General features: G+C 45.1%; 21 protein-coding genes and 2 tRNA genes. 1 reads left to right on the top strand and 22 read right to left on the bottom strand.

What is annotated here, in order from left to right; translation table 11 throughout:
- Positions 1–40 precede the first annotated feature (40 nt).
- The 19 genes from I579_RS00760 to I579_RS00845 all read right to left on the bottom strand — a co-directional run bounded on the left by I579_RS00760 (position 41) and on the right by I579_RS00845 (position 14,315).
- Positions 41–2,221, bottom strand: coding sequence for a heavy metal translocating P-type ATPase (locus I579_RS00760; protein ID WP_034810374.1), 2,181 nt, complete (start codon positions 2,219–2,221; stop codon positions 41–43).
- A gap of 9 nt (positions 2,222–2,230) precedes the next feature.
- Entirely contained in the window at positions 2,231–2,440 is a 210-nt protein-coding gene (gene copZ / locus I579_RS00765) for a copper chaperone CopZ (RefSeq protein ID WP_010753114.1), read from the bottom strand.
- Between the two features lie 29 nt (positions 2,441–2,469).
- A complete protein-coding gene (locus tag I579_RS00770; RefSeq protein ID WP_010753113.1) occupies positions 2,470–2,940 on the bottom strand; it encodes a CopY/TcrY family copper transport repressor in 471 nt (156 codons plus the stop codon).
- 131 nt (positions 2,941–3,071) lie between these two features.
- A complete protein-coding gene (locus tag I579_RS00775) occupies positions 3,072–4,061 on the bottom strand; it encodes an aldose epimerase family protein (RefSeq protein WP_010753112.1) in 990 nt (329 codons plus the stop codon).
- A gap of 151 nt (positions 4,062–4,212) precedes the next feature.
- Positions 4,213–4,284, bottom strand: a tRNA-Gln gene (locus tag I579_RS00780).
- Between the two features lie 8 nt (positions 4,285–4,292).
- Positions 4,293–4,376, bottom strand: a tRNA-Tyr gene (locus I579_RS00785).
- A gap of 125 nt (positions 4,377–4,501) precedes the next feature.
- Positions 4,502–4,735 carry a DUF2969 domain-containing protein gene (locus tag I579_RS00790; protein ID WP_010753111.1) on the bottom strand — a complete coding sequence of 78 codons (234 nt, stop codon included), beginning with the start codon at positions 4,733–4,735 and terminating at the stop codon, positions 4,502–4,504.
- A 168-nt stretch (positions 4,736–4,903) separates the two neighbouring features.
- The gene (locus I579_RS00795) at positions 4,904–5,551 is read right to left on the bottom strand and encodes a CBS domain-containing protein (protein ID WP_010753110.1); all 648 of its coding nucleotides are present in this window, start codon (positions 5,549–5,551) and stop codon (positions 4,904–4,906) included.
- 3 nt (positions 5,552–5,554) lie between these two features.
- The gene (locus tag I579_RS00800) at positions 5,555–6,256 is read right to left on the bottom strand and encodes an ABC transporter ATP-binding protein (RefSeq protein ID WP_010753109.1); all 702 of its coding nucleotides are present in this window, start codon (positions 6,254–6,256) and stop codon (positions 5,555–5,557) included.
- Positions 6,256–7,032 (bottom strand): ABC transporter ATP-binding protein, encoded by a 777-nt coding sequence (locus tag I579_RS00805; RefSeq protein ID WP_010753108.1) that lies wholly within the window; start codon positions 7,030–7,032, stop codon positions 6,256–6,258. The genes I579_RS00800 and I579_RS00805 overlap by 1 nt, the downstream gene beginning before the upstream one ends.
- Positions 7,013–7,990, bottom strand: coding sequence for a branched-chain amino acid ABC transporter permease (locus I579_RS00810; RefSeq protein WP_010753107.1), 978 nt, complete (start codon positions 7,988–7,990; stop codon positions 7,013–7,015). The genes I579_RS00805 and I579_RS00810 overlap by 20 nt, the downstream gene beginning before the upstream one ends.
- 9 nt (positions 7,991–7,999) lie before the next feature.
- Positions 8,000–8,881 (bottom strand): branched-chain amino acid ABC transporter permease, encoded by an 882-nt coding sequence (locus I579_RS00815; RefSeq protein WP_010753106.1) that lies wholly within the window; start codon positions 8,879–8,881, stop codon positions 8,000–8,002.
- 104 nt (positions 8,882–8,985) lie between these two features.
- Entirely contained in the window at positions 8,986–10,161 is a 1,176-nt protein-coding gene (locus tag I579_RS00820; protein ID WP_010753105.1) for an ABC transporter substrate-binding protein, read from the bottom strand.
- A 262-nt stretch (positions 10,162–10,423) separates the two neighbouring features.
- Positions 10,424–10,915: a GNAT family N-acetyltransferase gene (locus I579_RS00825; protein WP_010753104.1), complete on the bottom strand. Its 492-nt coding sequence runs from the start codon at positions 10,913–10,915 to the stop codon at positions 10,424–10,426.
- Complete coding sequence (gene yidD / locus I579_RS00830) at positions 10,912–11,196, bottom strand: membrane protein insertion efficiency factor YidD (RefSeq protein ID WP_010753103.1); 285 nt, start codon at positions 11,194–11,196, stop codon at positions 10,912–10,914. The genes I579_RS00825 and yidD overlap by 4 nt, the downstream gene beginning before the upstream one ends.
- 154 nt (positions 11,197–11,350) lie before the next feature.
- Positions 11,351–12,049, bottom strand: coding sequence for a 3D domain-containing protein (locus tag I579_RS00835; RefSeq protein ID WP_010753102.1), 699 nt, complete (start codon positions 12,047–12,049; stop codon positions 11,351–11,353).
- Between the two features lie 378 nt (positions 12,050–12,427).
- Entirely contained in the window at positions 12,428–12,604 is a 177-nt protein-coding gene (locus I579_RS12600; protein ID WP_010753101.1) for a DNA-directed RNA polymerase subunit beta, read from the bottom strand.
- Positions 12,605–12,673: 69 nt separating this feature from the next.
- On the bottom strand, positions 12,674–13,975 hold the full coding sequence (murA, locus tag I579_RS00840; RefSeq protein ID WP_010753100.1) for a UDP-N-acetylglucosamine 1-carboxyvinyltransferase: 1,302 nt from the start codon (positions 13,973–13,975) through the stop codon (positions 12,674–12,676).
- Positions 13,976–14,081: 106 nt separating this feature from the next.
- Complete coding sequence (locus I579_RS00845; protein ID WP_010753099.1) at positions 14,082–14,315, bottom strand: DUF1146 family protein; 234 nt, start codon at positions 14,313–14,315, stop codon at positions 14,082–14,084.
- 493 nt (positions 14,316–14,808) lie between these two features.
- Between I579_RS00845 and I579_RS00850 the strand changes: the two genes are divergently transcribed.
- A complete protein-coding gene (locus I579_RS00850) occupies positions 14,809–15,495 on the top strand; it encodes a phosphoribosylaminoimidazolesuccinocarboxamide synthase (protein ID WP_010753098.1) in 687 nt (228 codons plus the stop codon).
- Positions 15,496–15,549: 54 nt separating this feature from the next.
- On the opposite strand, the gene I579_RS00855 is transcribed toward I579_RS00850, so the two are convergent.
- The 3 genes from I579_RS00855 to I579_RS00865 form a co-directional block, all read right to left on the bottom strand.
- Entirely contained in the window at positions 15,550–15,975 is a 426-nt protein-coding gene (locus I579_RS00855; RefSeq protein WP_010753097.1) for a F0F1 ATP synthase subunit epsilon, read from the bottom strand.
- Between the two features lie 13 nt (positions 15,976–15,988).
- Positions 15,989–17,392, bottom strand: a complete 1,404-nt coding sequence (gene atpD, locus I579_RS00860; RefSeq protein WP_010753096.1) for a F0F1 ATP synthase subunit beta — start codon at positions 17,390–17,392, stop codon at positions 15,989–15,991.
- Between the two features lie 74 nt (positions 17,393–17,466).
- Positions 17,467–18,369, bottom strand: a complete 903-nt coding sequence (locus tag I579_RS00865) for a F0F1 ATP synthase subunit gamma (protein ID WP_010753095.1) — start codon at positions 18,367–18,369, stop codon at positions 17,467–17,469.
- Between the last annotated feature and the right edge of the window lie 62 nt (positions 18,370–18,431).

Raw genomic sequence — 18,431 nt, forward strand, 5'->3', positions numbered from 1 at the left:
TGCAGTTGGCATTTGCTTTCCACAAAATGATTTTTCAAGGTTAGAGCCGTTTGCGATTCAAGCTCAAGGAATTTAGCAAGACACTCACTGAGCTAAAGGCCATGGCTCCCCCAGCGACAATTGGATTTAAAAAGCCTAAAGCCGCAAAAGGAATGCCAATGGTGTTGTACACAAAGGCCCAGAAAAGGTTTTGCTTGATCTTACGTATCGTTGCTTGAGAGAGGCGAATCATCTTGTCCACATAGGTCAAATCACTGTGAATCAAGGTCACATCAGCGGTTTCCATGGCGATATCCGTGCCACTGCCCATGGCAATCCCGATATCGGCTAAAGCCAAGGCCGGAGCATCATTGATCCCGTCGCCGACCATGCCCACGATTTCCCCTTGTTCTTGCAAGTATTGGACTTTAGCGGATTTATCCTCTGGCAAGACTTCTGCAAAAACTTGATCTGCCGGGATTCCGACGATTTTGGCAATGTATTGCGCCGCTTTTTGATTGTCCCCGGTGAGCATGTAGACTTTGATGCCTTTTTCCTGCAAACCTTTAACCGCTTCTTGGGACGTTTCTTTAATCGTATCCGCTACGGCGATTGCTCCTAGGACTTGGCTTTCATCGGCTAAAATCATCAGCGTTTTACCTGCTTCACTCCAAGCCGTCAAACTTGCTTCATAGTCAGCCAAGTGAGCCAAGTCCGCCACATAGTTTTTCGTGCCGAGTCGATAGGTCACGCCATTGATTTTCCCGGTAATACCATATCCAGGAAGCGTAGAGAAATCGGTGACAGGCAATTGTCGGGCGCCTTTTTCTTGGCCGTATTGCAAAATGGCTTGAGCCAATGGATGTTCCGATTGATTCTCCAAGCTGACAATCACATCTAACAAGTCATCTTTTTGCAACAAAATATCGGTCACTTGGGGTTTTCCGGCGGTAATCGTACCGGTCTTATCCAAAATCACACTGGAAATCCGAGAAGCCGTCTCTAGCGCTTGGCCCCCTTTGATTAAGATCCCATTTTTTGCACCTAGTCCCGTGCCCACCATAATAGCAGTCGGGGTAGCTAAGCCCAGCGCACAAGGACAAGCGATTACCAGCACCGCCACACTGTGAATCACGGCTTGCTGCCAGTCGCCAGTCACAAAGCCAGTGACAACTAAGGTCAACGCTGCTGCAATCAAAACTGCCGGTACAAAAATCCCGGAAATCTTGTCGGCGATTTGTTGAATCGGCGCTTTTGATCCTTGGGCATCTTCTACCATGCGAATAATCCGGGCAAGCACCGTGTCACTGCCGACTTTTAATGCTCGCAGTTGAACTAGTCCCGTGGTATTAACCGTACCACCGAAAACCGTATCCCCCACGGCTTTTTCTTGAGGTAGACTTTCTCCGGTGAGCATACTTTCGTCGACGGAGGTCAGCCCCACCAAGAGCTCACCGTCCACGGGAATCTGTTCGCCCGGACGAACGATTACGGTCATCCCTGGGGTGACTTCTTCTAAGGGCAACTCGACTTCTGCCCCACTCGTGGTCAACACCCGCGCCGTTTTGGCTTGTAAGTTCATCAATTGTTTAATGGCATTGGACGTCTTGGTCTTCGCCATGGTTTCCAAATATTTTCCTAGTAAAATCAGCGTGATAATCATACCGCTGGACTCAAAATACAATTCATGAGGTTTATCGGCCAAAAAGCCGTTGTACAAGCTCAATACGTAAGCTGCGGTCGTCCCCATGGCAACGAGGACGTCCATGTTCGGCGCTTTGGTCTTAATTGCATGATAAGCACCGGTGTAGAAGCGTTTGCCAATGACAAATTGAATCGGTGTCACCAAGATTAATTGTACTAGCGGCAAGTGGAAGAATGCTACCACAGGATTATGCACCCCAGCCATCATCAAGAGCATGGAAATCATCAAAGGCGCGACTAAAATGGCGCTGATAATTACATCTCGCTTCATTTTTTGTACTCGTTCGGCTTTTTCTTTGGCAACTTGTTGCCGATGGGCTTCATCGTCTAAAATCGCACCATAGCCGATATTCTCCACACTTTTGATCAGCGCTTGCGGTGTGGTGTCTTCAAAAGAAACCGTAGCCTTTTCCGTGGCCAGATTCACGTTGGCACTTTTGACCCCCGGCTGAGCATTAAGCTCTTTTTCCACTCGGGCGGAACAATTGGCACAGGTCATCCCCGTAATGACAAAACTTTGGGTTTGGGAACTCGTCATCTCACTCATTTACATCACCTGAGTAGGATAGCCTGTCTCGGTGACTTTTGCAGCAATCGCAGCAGCATCCACTTGCCCCTCGTCAAATTTCACGACCCCATTGCCTTTTTTTAAATTGATTTTCACTTTTTGAATCCCGGGCAATTCCTTGATTCCCACTTCGACTTTTGCCACACAGTGATTACAGCTCATACCTTCGATTGAAAATGTTTGTTTCATGCTAGTTTCCTCCATTAATTCAGTTTGATTTATTTGGTTGTTTTTTGATGTTCGCTGCATTCACATTGGCCGGGAATACAGTTACAAGCAATTTTTGCTACCGGAACTTTCGCAGCTAAAGCCTCTTTGATCAGCTCCAAGTCAGCTTGAGTTAAGGTGGACTCTGCTATTAAATCAGCAATCGTGGCCCCCATTTTTTTTGCGCAGACATGGGAAAAAAGATTTTCCGTGGCACTTTGAATGGTTTCTTCTTCACTGACCGCAGGAAAATAACGAAACTTCTTTCCCGCTGTTTCCGTGGTAACCGCAGCTTTCTTTACTAAGCGCCCCAAAAGTGTCTTCACTGTGGCTAGCTTCCAGTCCATGCGCTCCCCTAAAAGACTGGTAATCTCTTGGGCATCGGCAGACCCTAGCGTCCACAAGACGCGCATGACTTCCCATTCGGAATCACTGATCTTGATTTGCGGGCTGACAGTTTGTTGGGTACGAGTGGCTTCCATGCTCATTCCTCCTTTTTCGTTTACATTCGTAATCGTTACTACACCGATAGTTTACATTCGTAATCAATAAGTGTCAAGAAAAAAAGACAGAACTTCTAAAAAAAGTTCTGCCTTTGTAAAAATGCCCTCGTTTATTTGTATGTTAATTTGAACTGACTTTCCGCAAAGTATGGTTTATCCGGCGTTAGCGTGATGGACCCAAACTGAGGATAGCTTTCCGTTCCGGGGATTTTTTGTGGCTCGATTGCTACAGAACCATGAAGTGTCATTGCTCCCCCGTTCATTTCATAGCCTACTTCGCTTTCTCCTGTGGTATAAATCACCACAGCAGGTTCGGTGGTGGTCAATGTCAGTGCGACTTTGCCATCCGGTGCAGTTAATACTAAGGCTTGCTCTTGGTCTTTATCCAAAACAAATGGATCGTCTAGCATCGTATCCCCGATTGTCTTTTCTGTGAAGAAATCGAATTTCGTGCCGGATACTGGTAAGAGTTCCCCCGTGGTCGTCACATCGTCTCGGGTTTCGGCAACTTTGGAGGCATGAACTTCCAAGCGGTGTTCATCAATCGGATTGCTTGGTGAGCCTGTTAAGTTGTAGTAGCCGTGATTGGTAGGATTGAACAATGTAGCTTGATCCGTCGTTGCGGTAAAGCCAAACTTGTACTCATCCTCATCCGTCAACGTATAAATCGCTTCAACTTTCAGGTTTCCTGGGAACCCATAGTCCCCGTCTTTGCGTTCTAAAGTAAAGACGACGCCCGCCGCCCCCTCTTTTTCAAAAGGAGTGCCCGTCCAAGTTTCCAAGTCAAAACCGTGAAGTCCTCCATGAAGCGTGTTGCCTTTTTGATTAGCCTCTGTTTGATAAACTTTGCCTTCTAGTTCAAATTGCGCTTTTGCAATCCGACCAGCCACCGGACCGATACTCGCATTAAAGTATTTTCCTTTGTGCCCTTCAATCGTATCAAAGCCCACCAAGACATTTCGCGGACCTTCTGCTAGTGGTAAAACTAATTCTAAGGCCCGGGCGCCGAAAGGACTCAATAAAAGTGTTACCCCATTTTTATTGGTCACTTCAAAATAATCGCCGTAGCGTTCGTTATGCAGTTGTTTGACAGTTGCCATTGATTCCACCCTTTACAATTTTGTATGTGTTTTCATTCAAGAATAGTATACGTTTTGTCCTTAGCTACGTCAAAGTATTTTCATTTCTCCCTTAGCAAGATGTCCCCTTTGAAGGCACAAAAAAACGAGAGCACATTGCTCTCGTTAGAAACTGGGGTAGCTGGATTCGAACCAACGCATGAGGGAGTCAAAGTCCCTTGCCTTACCGCTTGGCTATACCCCAATAAAAAATGGTGGAGGAGAGTGGATTCGAACCACTGAACCCGAAGGAACGGATTTACAGTCCGTCGCGTTTAGCCTCTTCGCTACTCCTCCAGCTTGGCCGAACGTTATCTCTCGACCCGACTTCATTATCATACAAAAAAACGTTTTTGATTGCAAGTGGAAATTTCAATTTTTTTTACAAAAATCGAAATTCCCTAAAAAAAACGCTCGCAACCTTAATCGTGAAGATTGTGTTGTAGCAAAATTGCTTCGATGGCCAAGTCCACTGACTTGTAAGAACCTAGATCTTCGTCCCCTAAAAAGGCTTCGTGTTCCTTCGCGCCTAAGGTCATGACTTCTCCAACCAATTTTTTTCCAATGGACAATTGATTGATTACGTAGTTCGTTCCTTTAATCGTCCGGTTCGTTTCTTCGATGCGAACTTCAATGTCTTTATTTTTCTTGGACACAGTTGTGCACCTCCTAGGATGTATTCTGATTCAAGCAAGTTCTTCCTTAAAAGCGAGCTTGATTCTGCCTAATTAGCTTACCACAGGCCAACAAAAAAAGCACGAGGAAGTCTATGAGACGGTAAAAAATAGCAAAAAAAGAAGAGCCGCAGCCCTTCTTCTGGATTCTTATTTGGGATTGGTCAAAACCACATCTGTCACGAGATAGCCCCCGGCTGTTAAGACCTGGCGAATTTTCTCCGTGTTTCGTGATTCCACTTGAATTTCCACATTAGTAACCAACTCCATGCGATTGACCACGATGGTTAAAATGCTTAACTCCGCATCGGCTAACAAGCGACAAATTTCAGCTAAGATTCCTTGATGGTCCTCTGCTATTTGCACGCCGACTCGAGTTCCTCCATTGTTGTAGCCGGTGATTTTCAAAAAGGCATCAAAGATATCATTATTGGTAATAATCCCTACCAAATGCCCGGCTTCCATCACTGGTAGGACCCCTACATTATTTTGGCGCATCTTGTAAATCGCATCTTCTAATAAAGCATCTGCCTCAATGGTCAGGACCTTTTTTTCCATGACATCGGCGACCGTGGTCTTGTTTAACAGGTAATTCATCTCGTAAACACTTAGACTAGTGGCTTTGGATGGCATAGCTGCGCCGATGATACCCTCTGTGATCAAGCCCACTAGCTTGCCATGATTCACCACAGGTAGACGGTGAATATCGTTTTGCTTCATTAAATCCACCGCATCAAAAATCGGTGTTTCCGGTTTGACCACGATTAAATTTTTCCGCATAAAATCCCGTACACTCATACTTTACCCTCCTAAATAGGCTTTTTTGACTTCTTCGGAATCCAAGAGTTCTGCTCCAGTACCGGAAAGAACGATTTTCCCGGTTTCCAAAACATAGCCCCGATGCGCCACCGACAGCGCCATTTTTGCATTTTGCTCAATTAGCAAAACCGTAGTTCCTTGAGCATTGATTTCTTGAATAATGGAAAAAATCTCTTTAATAAAAATCGGTGCTAAGCCCATGGAAGGCTCGTCTAGTAGCAAGAGTTTTGGTTTGGACATCAGCGCTCGCCCCATGGCCAGCATCTGTTGTTCCCCACCGGAAAGCGTCGCAGCATCTTGATTGCGCCGTTCTTTTAGCACAGGAAATTTTTCAAAGACCTGCTCGTAATCTGCCTTCAGCCCCTCATCTTTTCGCAAATAGGCCCCCATCTCTAAGTTTTCCATAACGGATAGTCCAGAGAAAACGTGACGGCCTTCTGGCACTTGAGATAGTCCAGCAGCCACGATTTTTTGTGGAGGAGTCTTAGTAACATCTTGATCTTCAAAGAGAATCTGACCGCTTTTCGGTCGAATCAAGCCGGAGATAGTCCGCAAAATGGTGGTCTTCCCCGCACCGTTCGCCCCAATCAACGTAACGATTTCTCCCGGTTTTACATCAAAACTAACCCCGTGAACCGCTTGAATCATGCCATAGGAGACGGCTAAATTATTGATTTTTAACATTATAACTCTCCTCCTAAGTAAGCTTCGATTACCCGGGGATTATTTTTAATCTCTGCCGGTGTGCCATGAGCGATGAGTTGCCCGTATTCCAACACGTAAATGCGCTGGCAAACGTCCATAACCAAGCTCATATCATGTTCAATCAAAAGAATCGTCAACTGAAAATCCTTTTGAATTTTGCGAATCAAGGCCGTTAATTCCGCCGTTTCTTGCGGGTTCATCCCCGCCGCTGGTTCATCCAAGAAAAGCAGTTGTGGCTCGGTGGCCAAGGCCCGGACGATTTCCAAGCGTCGTTGTTCCCCATAAGGTAAGTTTTTCGCCAAAGTCTCTTGTTTTTTTTCCAAGCCAAAAATCTGCAAGAGTTCTGTGGCTTTTTCTCGCAGCTCTGCTTCCGCCCGATAGAACTTCGGCAAGCGCAGCACACTGGTGAAAAAGCCCTCTTGATGTTTGGCGTTCATGGCGATTAGGACATTGTCCATTACAGTTAGTTCTTTAAAGAGGCGAATATTTTGAAAGGTCCGGCTCAGACCGACTTTCGCTACTTTATATGGTTTCATGCCGTTTAAAGTTATAGGATTGCCCTGCTTGTATAAGACAACCTCCCCTTGGCTAGGTTCATAGACTCCCGTTAGCAGATTGAACAAAGTGGTTTTCCCCGCACCATTGGGACCGATTAAGCCCACCAGTTCATTGGTTTCTAATTCCAAACTCACATGGGAAACCGCCGCCAGTCCACCAAAATTTTTAGTCAATTGATTAACGGTCAATAGTGGCATCCGAACCAGCTCCTTTCCCAGTAATTTTCGTTAAGATATTTTTTACAGAAAACTCCCAAGTACCTAGCAGCCCACTTGGTTTGAAGATCATGATGATGATCAAAGCCAAAGCGTAGATAATCATGCGCAGGCTTCCAGTGTCTTGCAAGAAAGTGTTCATGACGCCTAAGACAATCGCTGAAATCACTGCTCCCGTCGTAGAACCCATACCTCCAAAGACCACAATGATCAAAATGTCCACGGATTTCATAAAGCCATAATCCCCAGGAAAGACCGACTGCTTATAGCCGGCAAAAAGGGTCCCCGCCACACTGGCAGTCATAGCACCTACCACAAAAGCCATAACTTTGTACTTCGTCGTATTGACCCCCATGGACTCTGCGGCAATCTCGTCTTCTCGTACAGCCAAGACGCCCCGGCCAGGACCACTGTGTATAAAGTTCACCACGATTAAAATCGTCAACACCGCAAAGGCAAAGACCATCTCCCACGTAGTGAACTGGGGAATACCGAAAATCCCCGCTGGTCCATTGGTAATGCCGTCTAAATTGACGATCAAAATTCGGATGATTTCCGCCACCCCTAATGTGGCAATGGCCAAGTAATCCCCCTTAAGACGCAAGGTCGGAATCCCTACGCCTAATGCCAGGATACCGGACAACAAGGCACCGACTAACATGCCTAAGAAAAATCCCCCGTAAGTCGGATTCTGCATGGCAAAAATCGCTCCGGTATACGCCCCGATTGCCATAAACCCGGCGTGACCCAATGAAAACTGACCGGAATAACCGATGATTAAATTCAGCCCCACCGCTAAAATCACGTTGATGCCGATGTTCACTAGGGCGTTGTCGATAAACAAATCCACGATTCCCACATTGTACAAGACCAATAGGATGCCATAGCTCACCAAGATGAAGGCGAGCCAGATGAGATTGTATTTTGCTACTTTTTTCATAAGGATCACCTACACTTTCTCTTTGACGTTTTTGCCTAAGATTCCCGCTGGTCGCACCAAAAGGATAATGATCAAAACCAGATATACCAAGGCATCCTTAAAGTCGGAATAGCCTAAAGCTGTGGCAATGGTCTCGATTAATCCGATAACGAAGCCCCCTAGTGCTGCCCCTGGGATAATCCCGATGCCCCCGAGAACCGCCGCTACGAAGGATTTCAAACCTGGCGCCACCCCCATCATCGGATCGATGGAGTTGTAATACAAGCCGATTAACATCCCCCCTGCTGCTGCTAGCGCGGAGCCTAGTGCAAAGGTGAAGGAAATCGTCCGGTTAACATTGATCCCCATGAGCTGAGCAGCGTCACTATCCACGGAGACAGCGCGCATAGCTTTCCCCATCTTGGTCTTTTGAATGACCAATTGCAAAAGCACCATTAAGGCCAAAGACACAAACAGGATAATCAATTGAATATTGCTCACTTGTAAAAAGCCTAAGTCGATATTTTTCCGGGCAATCACTTGAGGGAAAGGCCGGGCATCGGATTTAAAGAAATAGGTCATGATGTTTTGCAAAAGGTAGCTTACCCCAATCGCCGTGATCAAAGCGGAAATCCGCGTTGCTTTGCGCAAAGGACGATATGCTAAAAACTCAATCAGCATGCCCAAGCCGGCACAGATCACCATAGCAATCAACATCGCCGGGAAAAAGCCGATATTTTCATTGTAGTTTAAAATAAAGTAGCCGATAAAACTGGCAATCATGTAGACTTCGCCATGGGCAAAATTAATCAATTTGATAATGCCATACACCATGGTGTAGCCCAGTGCCAATAATGCGTAAATCGAACCTAAAAATAGGCCGTTCACCAATTGTTGAATGATCATTTCCATGAATTCACTTCCTATCCGGGATAGTTACTTCCTCCTATAAAAGGAGTGAGTAAAAGGCGGAAAAGGAGGACCGCCCTAAGACGATCCACCTTCACCTGTGTTATTTACGGATTTACGACTTCCGCAGATGCTTCCACACCTTCTTGCAAACCGAGTACCACGGCCGATTTTTCTGGGTTGTGGTCTTTGTCAATGGACATCGTACCGGTTACCCCTGCGAAATCTTTCAACTCTGCCAGACCTTTCGTGATGGCCTCAGAAGAAGCTGAACCTTGGTCTTCAATGGCTTGTTTGATCATGTAGACCGCATCATAAGCCAGAGCATTGAAAGAAGAAGGATCCTTGTCGTACTCTTTCTTGAAGTTGTCGACGAAGGTAGTTACTTTTTCATTATCCGCTGTTTTAGTGGAGAAATGAGAAGCATAGTAGATATCGTTGACATTTTCTTTTCCGGCGATTTCCACGTATTTCGGATCTGAGAAGCCATCAGGTCCCAAGATTGGAACATCAATGCCCATTTCCCGTGCTTGCTTCGTGATCAAGCCAGTTTCTTCATAGTAACCTGGCAAATACAAGACATCGAAGTCTTTGTCTTTGATTTTGGTCAAAACGGCTTGGAAGTCTTTGTCCCCTTTAGTAAAGTTCTCTTCCGCTGTGATTTCGCCGGTATATGCATCCTTAAATGCCGTCGTCAACCCTTTGGCATAGTCACTGGAGTTATCCCCGAGAATCGCCGCTTTTTTCGCGTTTAAAGTATCTGTGGCATAGACTGCCAAAACCTTACCTTGGAAGCTATCTTGGAAACATGTCCGGAACGCATAAGGCTGAACTGCATCCCCTTGCAAGGTAATCGAGTCGTCGGTTCCAGAAGGAGTTACCAAAGGCACTTTGACCTTCGTAGCATTTGGCAAGGAGGACTTCACCGCCGCAGACGTTGCCGGTCCAATCATTGCCACTACTTTGTCCTTCGTCGTCAAACTCGTAGTAACAGACACCGCCTCCGTGCTATCGGATTTATTGTCTTTCATGATGATTTCGATATTTTTACCGTCACTGCCCCCGGCGTCATTGATTTCTTTTACGGCCATTTCGATGCCGTCTTTTTCTTGGTTTCCGTATGCCGCTACCGCACCGGAAAGCTCCAGGTTGACCCCGATTTTAATCGTATCGCCGGATTGTTCATTGCCCCCTGAGGCAGTATCCCCGGCCGAACCTTTTGGCGCCGCGCTACAGGCACTAAGCAGTAGCAAACCGCTAAACAACATGATTATTTTTTTCATCTAAACTCCCCCTCATATCTTCCACTTAATAATTACTAAATCAATTCATTTAATATATGGTTTTTAATATACTGAAATTTTCATGCTAAGTCAACTAAATATTCTGAAAATTTTGCTTATTCAGAAGAAAAAAAACTCCCCTTATTTTATACTTAGTTCACTTTCAATATTTTATCATCATTTTCTCATTATGAGAACTAATATCCTTTTCATTGATTTTGTCGACTAAAACGCAAAAAAGACCAGACCTCAGTCTGATCTTTTACGAACAAGTGCTTGATGGGGTATAAGCTAAAATCACTTGATTGCGTAATTGCTCGCCTTCTTCATAGATGGGTTCGGGATAGTTTTCCACGAAGTAATCCTTTATAAAAGCAATTTGCTTAAAGCCCATTTTTTGGTAAAGCGTTAAGGCAGGACTCGTCAAATCCCCTGTTTTAATGAGAATTTGCTTCTGGTCTTGCCGCTTTGTGATTTCCCTTAAGCAAGCTTGCAATAACCTTTTCCCGATTCCTTGATTTTGGCAAGCCGGGGCCACTGCAACATTGAGGATTTCCCACTCCTTTAGACGTCCTTGAAAAACTAAGACACCTAAAAGTTTGTCAGGATTTTCTGAGTCAAAGGCCACTAGTACAAGGCTCTGCTTCAAGTATGCCGTAACGAGATCACGATTAGGATCCGCGTCTAATAATAACTCCCAAGGAAGACGCTCTACTTCTGTAATGGGATCAAAGAAACGAATTGCAAGGCTCATGCGTAGGGCTCCTTTTTAAATTGGTAATTTGGCCGTTCTTTGTCCTGCGTGTTGCGCTTTAATGAAAACTTCCGAGGCACGTAATCAATGCCCCCTTTGACAAAGGGATGGCAACGTAACAGCCGCGCCGTGCCCATCATGGTTCCCTTTAAAGCCCCGTGGACTTGTATCGCTTGAATCATATAAGTGGAACATGTGGGGTAATAACGGCAGCTAGGGGGAAACAAAGGGGAAATAAAGCGCTGATACCCTCGGACACAACTGATTAATATGCGTTTCATGAAAAAGCCTACCTTCTTTTATGCTGGACTTATCATAGCTTCTTTCGGGTTTTCTGACAAGTTTGCTCTCTTGTTCCTAATGAAATCAAAAGAACATCCAGCCTCAAACTACTAAGTAAAGAATACAAAAAAAGTCGGCCAAAGCCGACTTTGCTTAACTTAAAATGGTTACTTGAACTGTGCGTCGTCCCCAGCTATAACACTGAGCTGCTGTAGAAAAATGCACGTCGATAATATTTCCTTGAATTGCAGAACCAGTATCCACTGCGTATGCTTCCCCGTAGCCTTCTACGTAAAGGCGGGTGCCTAATGGGATGACGCTAGGATCAACGGCTACTGCCATTGGGTTGGTCAATAGGTTTTGACCAGTAGCTGTCACACTGCCGCCTCCAAGGGCATCACCAGGATCGGAACTATAAGCGGTGGACTCCATTGTAATCGTCCGGCCACCAGCTGGGGTGCTGCTAGTTGCCGCTTCTTGTTCAGCAGCTTCTGCAGCTGCGGCTTCTTCTGCAGCTTGTTTTTCTGCAGCCTCTTTCTCTTTGGCTACTTTCTCTGCCGCTGCTTTTTCGGCTGCTGCCTTTTCAGCTGCTTCTTTCGCCGCTTTTTCTTCTGCGGCTTTCTTAGCTGCCGCTTCCTTCTTCGCAATATCTTCTTTCACCAAAGTAATTGCTTGATTATCTTTACTTAATTCCACCAAAGAGGCAGACAAATTTTGAACGGTTTCTTTTTCGACAATTTCTGTTTCCATGCTTGGTGCTTCCGCTTGATTTTCTGCGGCGTAAACCGGCAGTAAACTTCCAAATGCTAAGACCACAGTTGCCGATACGATTGGCCAAAAACGACTTTTCATCTTCGTTTATTCCCTCCTAATTGCTCACGAGTTGTATCTTATCATGGGCAATGGAAGGCTTGGTTACAAGTATGTTAAGCGTCATTGACAGGCTGTGAAAAAGGGTTTTCAAAATTGTCATAAATGACACATTCTCAGACAACTCTTAAAAACAAAAAAAGCACAAACGTCGAAAAACCCCGTGCTACTCTCTTTTTAGTGATTCATTATGAAAATTCATGAAGAAAAAACACTCTAGACAGTGGTGTTACGAAATGGGAGAAAAAGCCGGGAATTTGTCGCTATTTTTTGATTAATTCCGATAAAACAAGCAATTATTACGCCTATGTAACAAATAAAACAAACTCCCTTCGCCGATAATGACGAAGGGAGTTGCTTTTATTTCATAAAGTTCAAAATATGTGTCCACAATCCAGGATAAAAGACCTTCAGGGGCATGCCCCCACCGATGCCACCATAGCCAATCATGGTACCCAGGACAAAGAGGATCAGCGCCAATAAAATGACCAATAGGATTTTGACTAGCGTCGTCAAGATATAGCGATTCAAACGCATCAAAAAACTTCCTTTCCTAAAGATGGCTCGGGATCAAAGAGCCTTTGATCCGATTTTGCAATTACCAAACTAGGCAATTGGAGTTGCTTCTTTTTCGGTTACTTCTTGTGCTACGTCCACCCGTTCCACATTTGCTCCTAGTGCTTGGAGTTTTTTGTGGAATTGGTAATAACCACGATCCAAATATTTCAAATTCCGTACGCGAGTGATGCCTTCTGCAGTTAAACCGACTAAGATCAAAGCTGCCGCTGCACGCAAGTCGGTTGCATAAACCAAAGCACCTTGCATTGGGTGGCCCCCTTCAATCACAGCAACATTGCCGTCGATTTTCACATGGGCATTCATCCGGCGCATTTCTTCCAAGTGTTGGAAACGATTTTCAAAGACGGTTTCGGTAACAACACTAGTACCTTGCGCCAACATTTGAATTGCTGTCATTTGTGCTTGCATATCCGTTGGGAAACCAGGGTGAGGCATAGTCTTCACGTCGGTTGGTTTCAAGACTTTTGGTCCCACAACCCGCAAACCATTTTCTTCATTGGTAATCACAGCGCCCATTTCCGTTAATTTGGAAATCAATGGCCGATTGTGTTCACTAATCGCATCTAAAATCAAGACGTCCCCTTGAGTCATCGCTGCTGCTACCATAAAGGTGCCGGCTTCGATTCGGTCTTGAACGATGGAATGGTTAACAGAGTGTAGATGTTCCACGCCTTCGATTCGCATGGTTTCTGTCCCTGCACCATAAACTTTGGCACCCATTTTGTTCAAAATGTTCGCCAAGTCGACAATTTCAGGCTCCCGGGCCACGTTTTCAATAATCGTAGTACCGGTAGCCTTCACCGCTGCCATCATGATGTTTTGAGTTGCCCCTACACTTGGGAAATCCAAGTAAATCGTCGCACCTTTTAGTTCATCGGCAATGGCTTCAATGTAGCCATCTTTTTGGTTAATTTTCGCACCAAGAGCCGCAAAACCTTTTAAGTGCAAATCAATCGGCCGTTTGCCAATCGCACAACCACCAGGCATTGCTACTTTTGCATGACCATTCCGCGCCAATAAAGGCCCCATCACAACGATGGAAGCACGCATTTGGCTAACCAACTCATAAGGCGCTTCAACTTTTAAATCCTGTGAAGCGTCGATTGTCACTTCATTTGTATCTTGATCAAAATCAACCGCCACGTTTAATTGACGGATCACTTCATTCATCGTTAAAACATCAGACAAAATCGGCACATTGCGCAATTTTGTAACGCCACTCTCAGCCAACAAGGTAGCAGCTAGGATCGGTAGGACCGCATTTTTTGCTCCTTCAATTTTGACAGTTCCTTTTAATTGATTCCCACCGTGAACGATGATCTCTTCCATAAATTTCCCTCCAGAACTAATGTTGAACCTCAGTTCAAGCTCACTCTCAATACCATACCTTCAATAAAATCGTTAGTCAGTTGCTTTTTTTATTATGCCTGTTGCATCATTGAAATGAATAAAACAGATTGCGACACAGTGCCAAGACCTCCAAAAAGAAAGAACTTGCCTGATAGCCTAAAACAATTGCTACAAGGGTCATCACCAAACGAATCTGTCGGTTGTTAAAGGAGCGAAAGAGCGTGTCTAAGCGCACGGCTCGTAAACCCCAAAAAGCCAAGTAGATAAAGGCCAAGTGACTAATAATTCGTACTAGTGCATCCATGCCATAATATTGCATAACAGCCCTTCTTTCAAAAAAACTCGACAGGTAGATAGTAACATAAATAGAGATGAAAGAAAAATTACTTTTCTTTCAAGTCTTTCTAAAGTTTTTTTAAAGGCATTTCCTACATTCTACTCTATTTCGTGATTTTTTTAAAATAATTATACTTATTAAAAGCCTACTCGCTTCCACTTCCTGGTAAGAGGTATCGGCGAATCTCCCCGTGGTTAACGTAATGTATCGGTTTTCAAAAACCTACCAATTTTATATTTTCTACCCATTTTTTCTTGAAGAGATTCCCTTCATCTTTGACTTTTCTTTACTATTTTGCTTTTTCTTTTCCTACTATTATAGAAACTCACCTGATTTTTTGGCATAGTGTTTTCCCTTAAAAATACCTTCCTTTTTAGTTATTCTTTATGAAAAAGAGCTTATTTCTATCGACAGACATAAAAACTCGTGTTATATTCAACAAAATCAATCAAAACACGAATAAAGGAGTGTAAGGATGAAAGAATTGTACGATGGCAAGACGAAAACGGTCTTCCAAGATGAGTCTACAGGCACAGTCTGGTTACTTTTTAAAGACAGCGCCACAGGAGAAGATGGTGTCTTTGATCCAGGCTCCAATACCGTCGGGGGCAGCGTACCAGGCAAAGGGAAAGATGGCTTAGAAGTCTCTCAATACTACTTCGAACTCATGGAGCAAAATGGCGTGCCCACCCACTATTTAGGCGCCGATTTAGATCAAGGCTTAATGCAAGTCCGTCAATTAACCGTTCCACCATTAGAGTTTGTCTTGCGCTACGAAAGTGCCGGCAGCATGTGTCGTCGTTTTGACTTACCGGAACGACTGCCTTTCGATCCTGTCTACACGGAAGTCACCTTGAAATCCGATGAGCAAGGGGACCCTTTGATTACCGATCGCTTGTGCCAAATGAAGGGACTCCTAGCCCCAGGTCAATACGACCAAGCCTTAGCCATTTTAGAAAAAGTCGGTGCTGTTTTAAAAGCCGATTTGGCAAAAATGGACCTAGACTTAATCGATTTGAAAATCGAGATTGGTATTGATGAAGCCGGCCAGATGTATGTAGTAGACGAAATCACCCCTGATATTTGGCGCGTGCGGGATCAAAATGGTCAGATTCCCAACCAAATTGACTGCACTCGCTTGCTTTTAGAAAAGATTCGCTAATTCCTTTCGTTATACAAAAAATGCGCCTCGCAATTGCGAGACGCGTTTTTTGTTTTAACCGTGTTTTGAAACGTTGATCCGGTTGATTGCCCGATGCAAAGCAACGGTGGCCCGACGCAATTGATCCACGTCGTCTTGGGCTTGAGCCGCTTCGATCATCTTTTCCGCCCGAATTTTCGCCCGTTCGGCACGAGATACATCAATATCCCGTTCCCGTTCGGCACTATCGGCAATAATGGAGACCACGTCATCGCGGACTTCCATGATGCCCCCGTTGACTGCAATCCAATCCACGTGAGTATCAGAGTCCAAACGTTTGACCCGGACTTCATCGATTACCAAAGGCGCAATAATCGGTGCGTGGCGGGGCATGATCCCGATTTCCCCACTAATGGTTTTTGCAACCACTATCCGGGCATGGTGATCATAGACCAAGCCATCTGGCGTCACCACGTTAACCGTTAAAAATCTCTCTTCCATGGGACACCTCTTTCTAGTATCCTAATTTCTTAGCCTTTTCGACAACGTCTTCGATTCGGCCCACGCTACGGAAGGCTTCTTCAGGAAGATCATCGTATTTCCCAGCTAGGATTTCAGCGAAGCCTTTAACAGTTTCTTCTACTGGTACATAAGAACCAGGAAGACCGGTAAATTGTTCCGCCACGTTAAAGTTTTGTGACAAGAAGAATTGGATCCGACGGGCACGAGCCACGAGGACTTTTTCATCGTCAGACAATTCGTCCATCCCTAGAATTGCGATGATATCTTGCAATTCACGGTAACGTTGTAATGCGTGTTGGACTTCTGTCGCTACTCGGTAGTGTTCTTCCCCGACAATTTCTGGCGCCAAGGCACTAGAAGAAGATGCCAATGGATCCACCGCAGGATAAATCCCTTGTTCGGTTAATTTACGTTCCAAGTTGGTTGTGGAGTCCAAGTGAGCAAAGGCCGTTGCTGGCGCCGGGTCAGTATAGTCATCGGCGGGCACGTAAATCGCTTGAATGGATGTGATGGAACCCTTCTTAGTAGAAGTAATCCGTTCTTGCAATTGACCCATTTCAGTAGCCAAAGTTGGTTGGTACCCAACGGCTGAAGGCATCCGACCTAAAAGGGCAGAAACTTCGGAACCGGCTTGGGTAAAACGGAAGATGTTGTCGATAAACAACAGCACGTCTTGGCCCGCTTCATCCCGGAAGTATTCGGCAATGGTTAAACCAGTCAAGGCAACCCGCATCCGGGCACCTGGTGGCTCATTCATTTGCCCAAAGACCATGGCAGTTTTTTCGATAACCCCAGAGTCTTTCATTTCGTAGTACAAGTCGTTCCCTTCACGAGTCCGTTCACCAACACCGGTAAAGACGGAAATCCCCCCGTGTTCTTGGGCGATATTGTGAATCAATTCTTGGATTAAGACAGTCTTCCCAACACCGGCACCACCGAAGAGGCCGACTTTCCCACCTTTAAGGTAAGGAGCCAATAGGTCGATTACTTTAATCCCTGTTTCCAAGATTTCGGTACTAGTGCTCAGTTGGTCGAAATCTGGTGCATTTTTATGAATACTGCTCCGGGGAGCATCTTTTGGAAACTCTGCTTCCATATCGATGGTATCCCCTAGAACGTTGAAAACCCGTCCTAGTGTTTCTTTCCCTACAGGAACAGAGATTGGTTTGCCAGTATCGACAACTTCCATCCCCCGTTGCAAGCCATCGGTTGATTCCATTGCGATCGTCCGGATGACCCCATCTCCAAGCTCTAAGGTCGCTTCCAAGACGATCCGTTTTTGATCATCACCGCGATACACCACAAGGGCATTGTTGATATCTGGTAAGGATTGATCCAATGAGAATTCCACGTCGACAACGGGACCGATTACTTGAACAATCTTTCCTGAACTCATTTGTTTTCCTCCTTATATACACTTTTGAATGACTGACTGATTTCATCACAGTCAGTGATTCAGTCACAGCGAGCTTATTCCAGAGCGATGGCTCCGGCAACAATCTCGGTAATTTCTTGGGTAATAGCCCCTTGACGCGCCCGGTTAAACGAGATCGTCAAATCATCAATGATGTTCTTCGCGTTGTCCGTTGCCGTCTTCATTGCGGTCATCCCGGCTGCGTGTTCCGCCGTCTTGGCATCCACGATGGAGCCATAAATCAAGCTTTCCGCATACTGAGGTAACAATTGATCCAAAATGGCTGCTTTTGAAGGTTCAAACAAGTATTCTTGTTCGTAACTTTCTGCTTCATCTGGATCCAAGTCCGTAATCGGGAGCATTTTTTCTACCCGGAACTGACTCGTTAATGAATTAATGTGGTGATTGTAACAAACGTATAACTCATCAAAGACTTCATTTTGATACATGGTGGTCGCCATGGTCACGATTTTACGAACTTCGTCAAAACTTGGTTGGTCTGACAAATTACGCAATTCATAGGCCAGGTTGATCCCCCGTGCTTTAAAGAAATCGGCGCCAGTCCCGCCAATGGCGATCATGACATAATCATCTTGAGATTCGTGATCTTCTTCTAGCATGGTCATCATTTGTTTCAAAATTGAACTATTGTAACCGCCCACTAAGCCCCCATCGGAAGTAATCACGATGTAGCCGGTCTTTTTCACCGGACGAGCTAGTAGCATGCTGTTATAGTTCACGCCATCGTGCACATTGTTCGTATAAATGTCCGTCAATTCTTGCGCCGTCATATGTGTAACGACTTCCCGAACCTTGTGGGCATAAATCTGAAAATTGTTTGAATGGCTTTCGGATTTTGTCAGCTTCGAAGCGGAAACCATCTGCATCGCTTTCGTGATTTGACTGGTTTTCTTCGTGGAGCCGATCCGTTGTTTGATTTCGTTAAGGGAAGCACCCATGCGTCTTTTCCCCCTTTCCTGTAACGTTTAGTCGTAGTGTTGACATAAAACTAAGACGTTTT

Origin of the sequence: Enterococcus asini ATCC 700915 (genome assembly GCF_000407365.1) — a bacterium.
Lineage (GTDB): Bacteria > Bacillota > Bacilli > Lactobacillales > Enterococcaceae > Enterococcus_C > Enterococcus_C asini.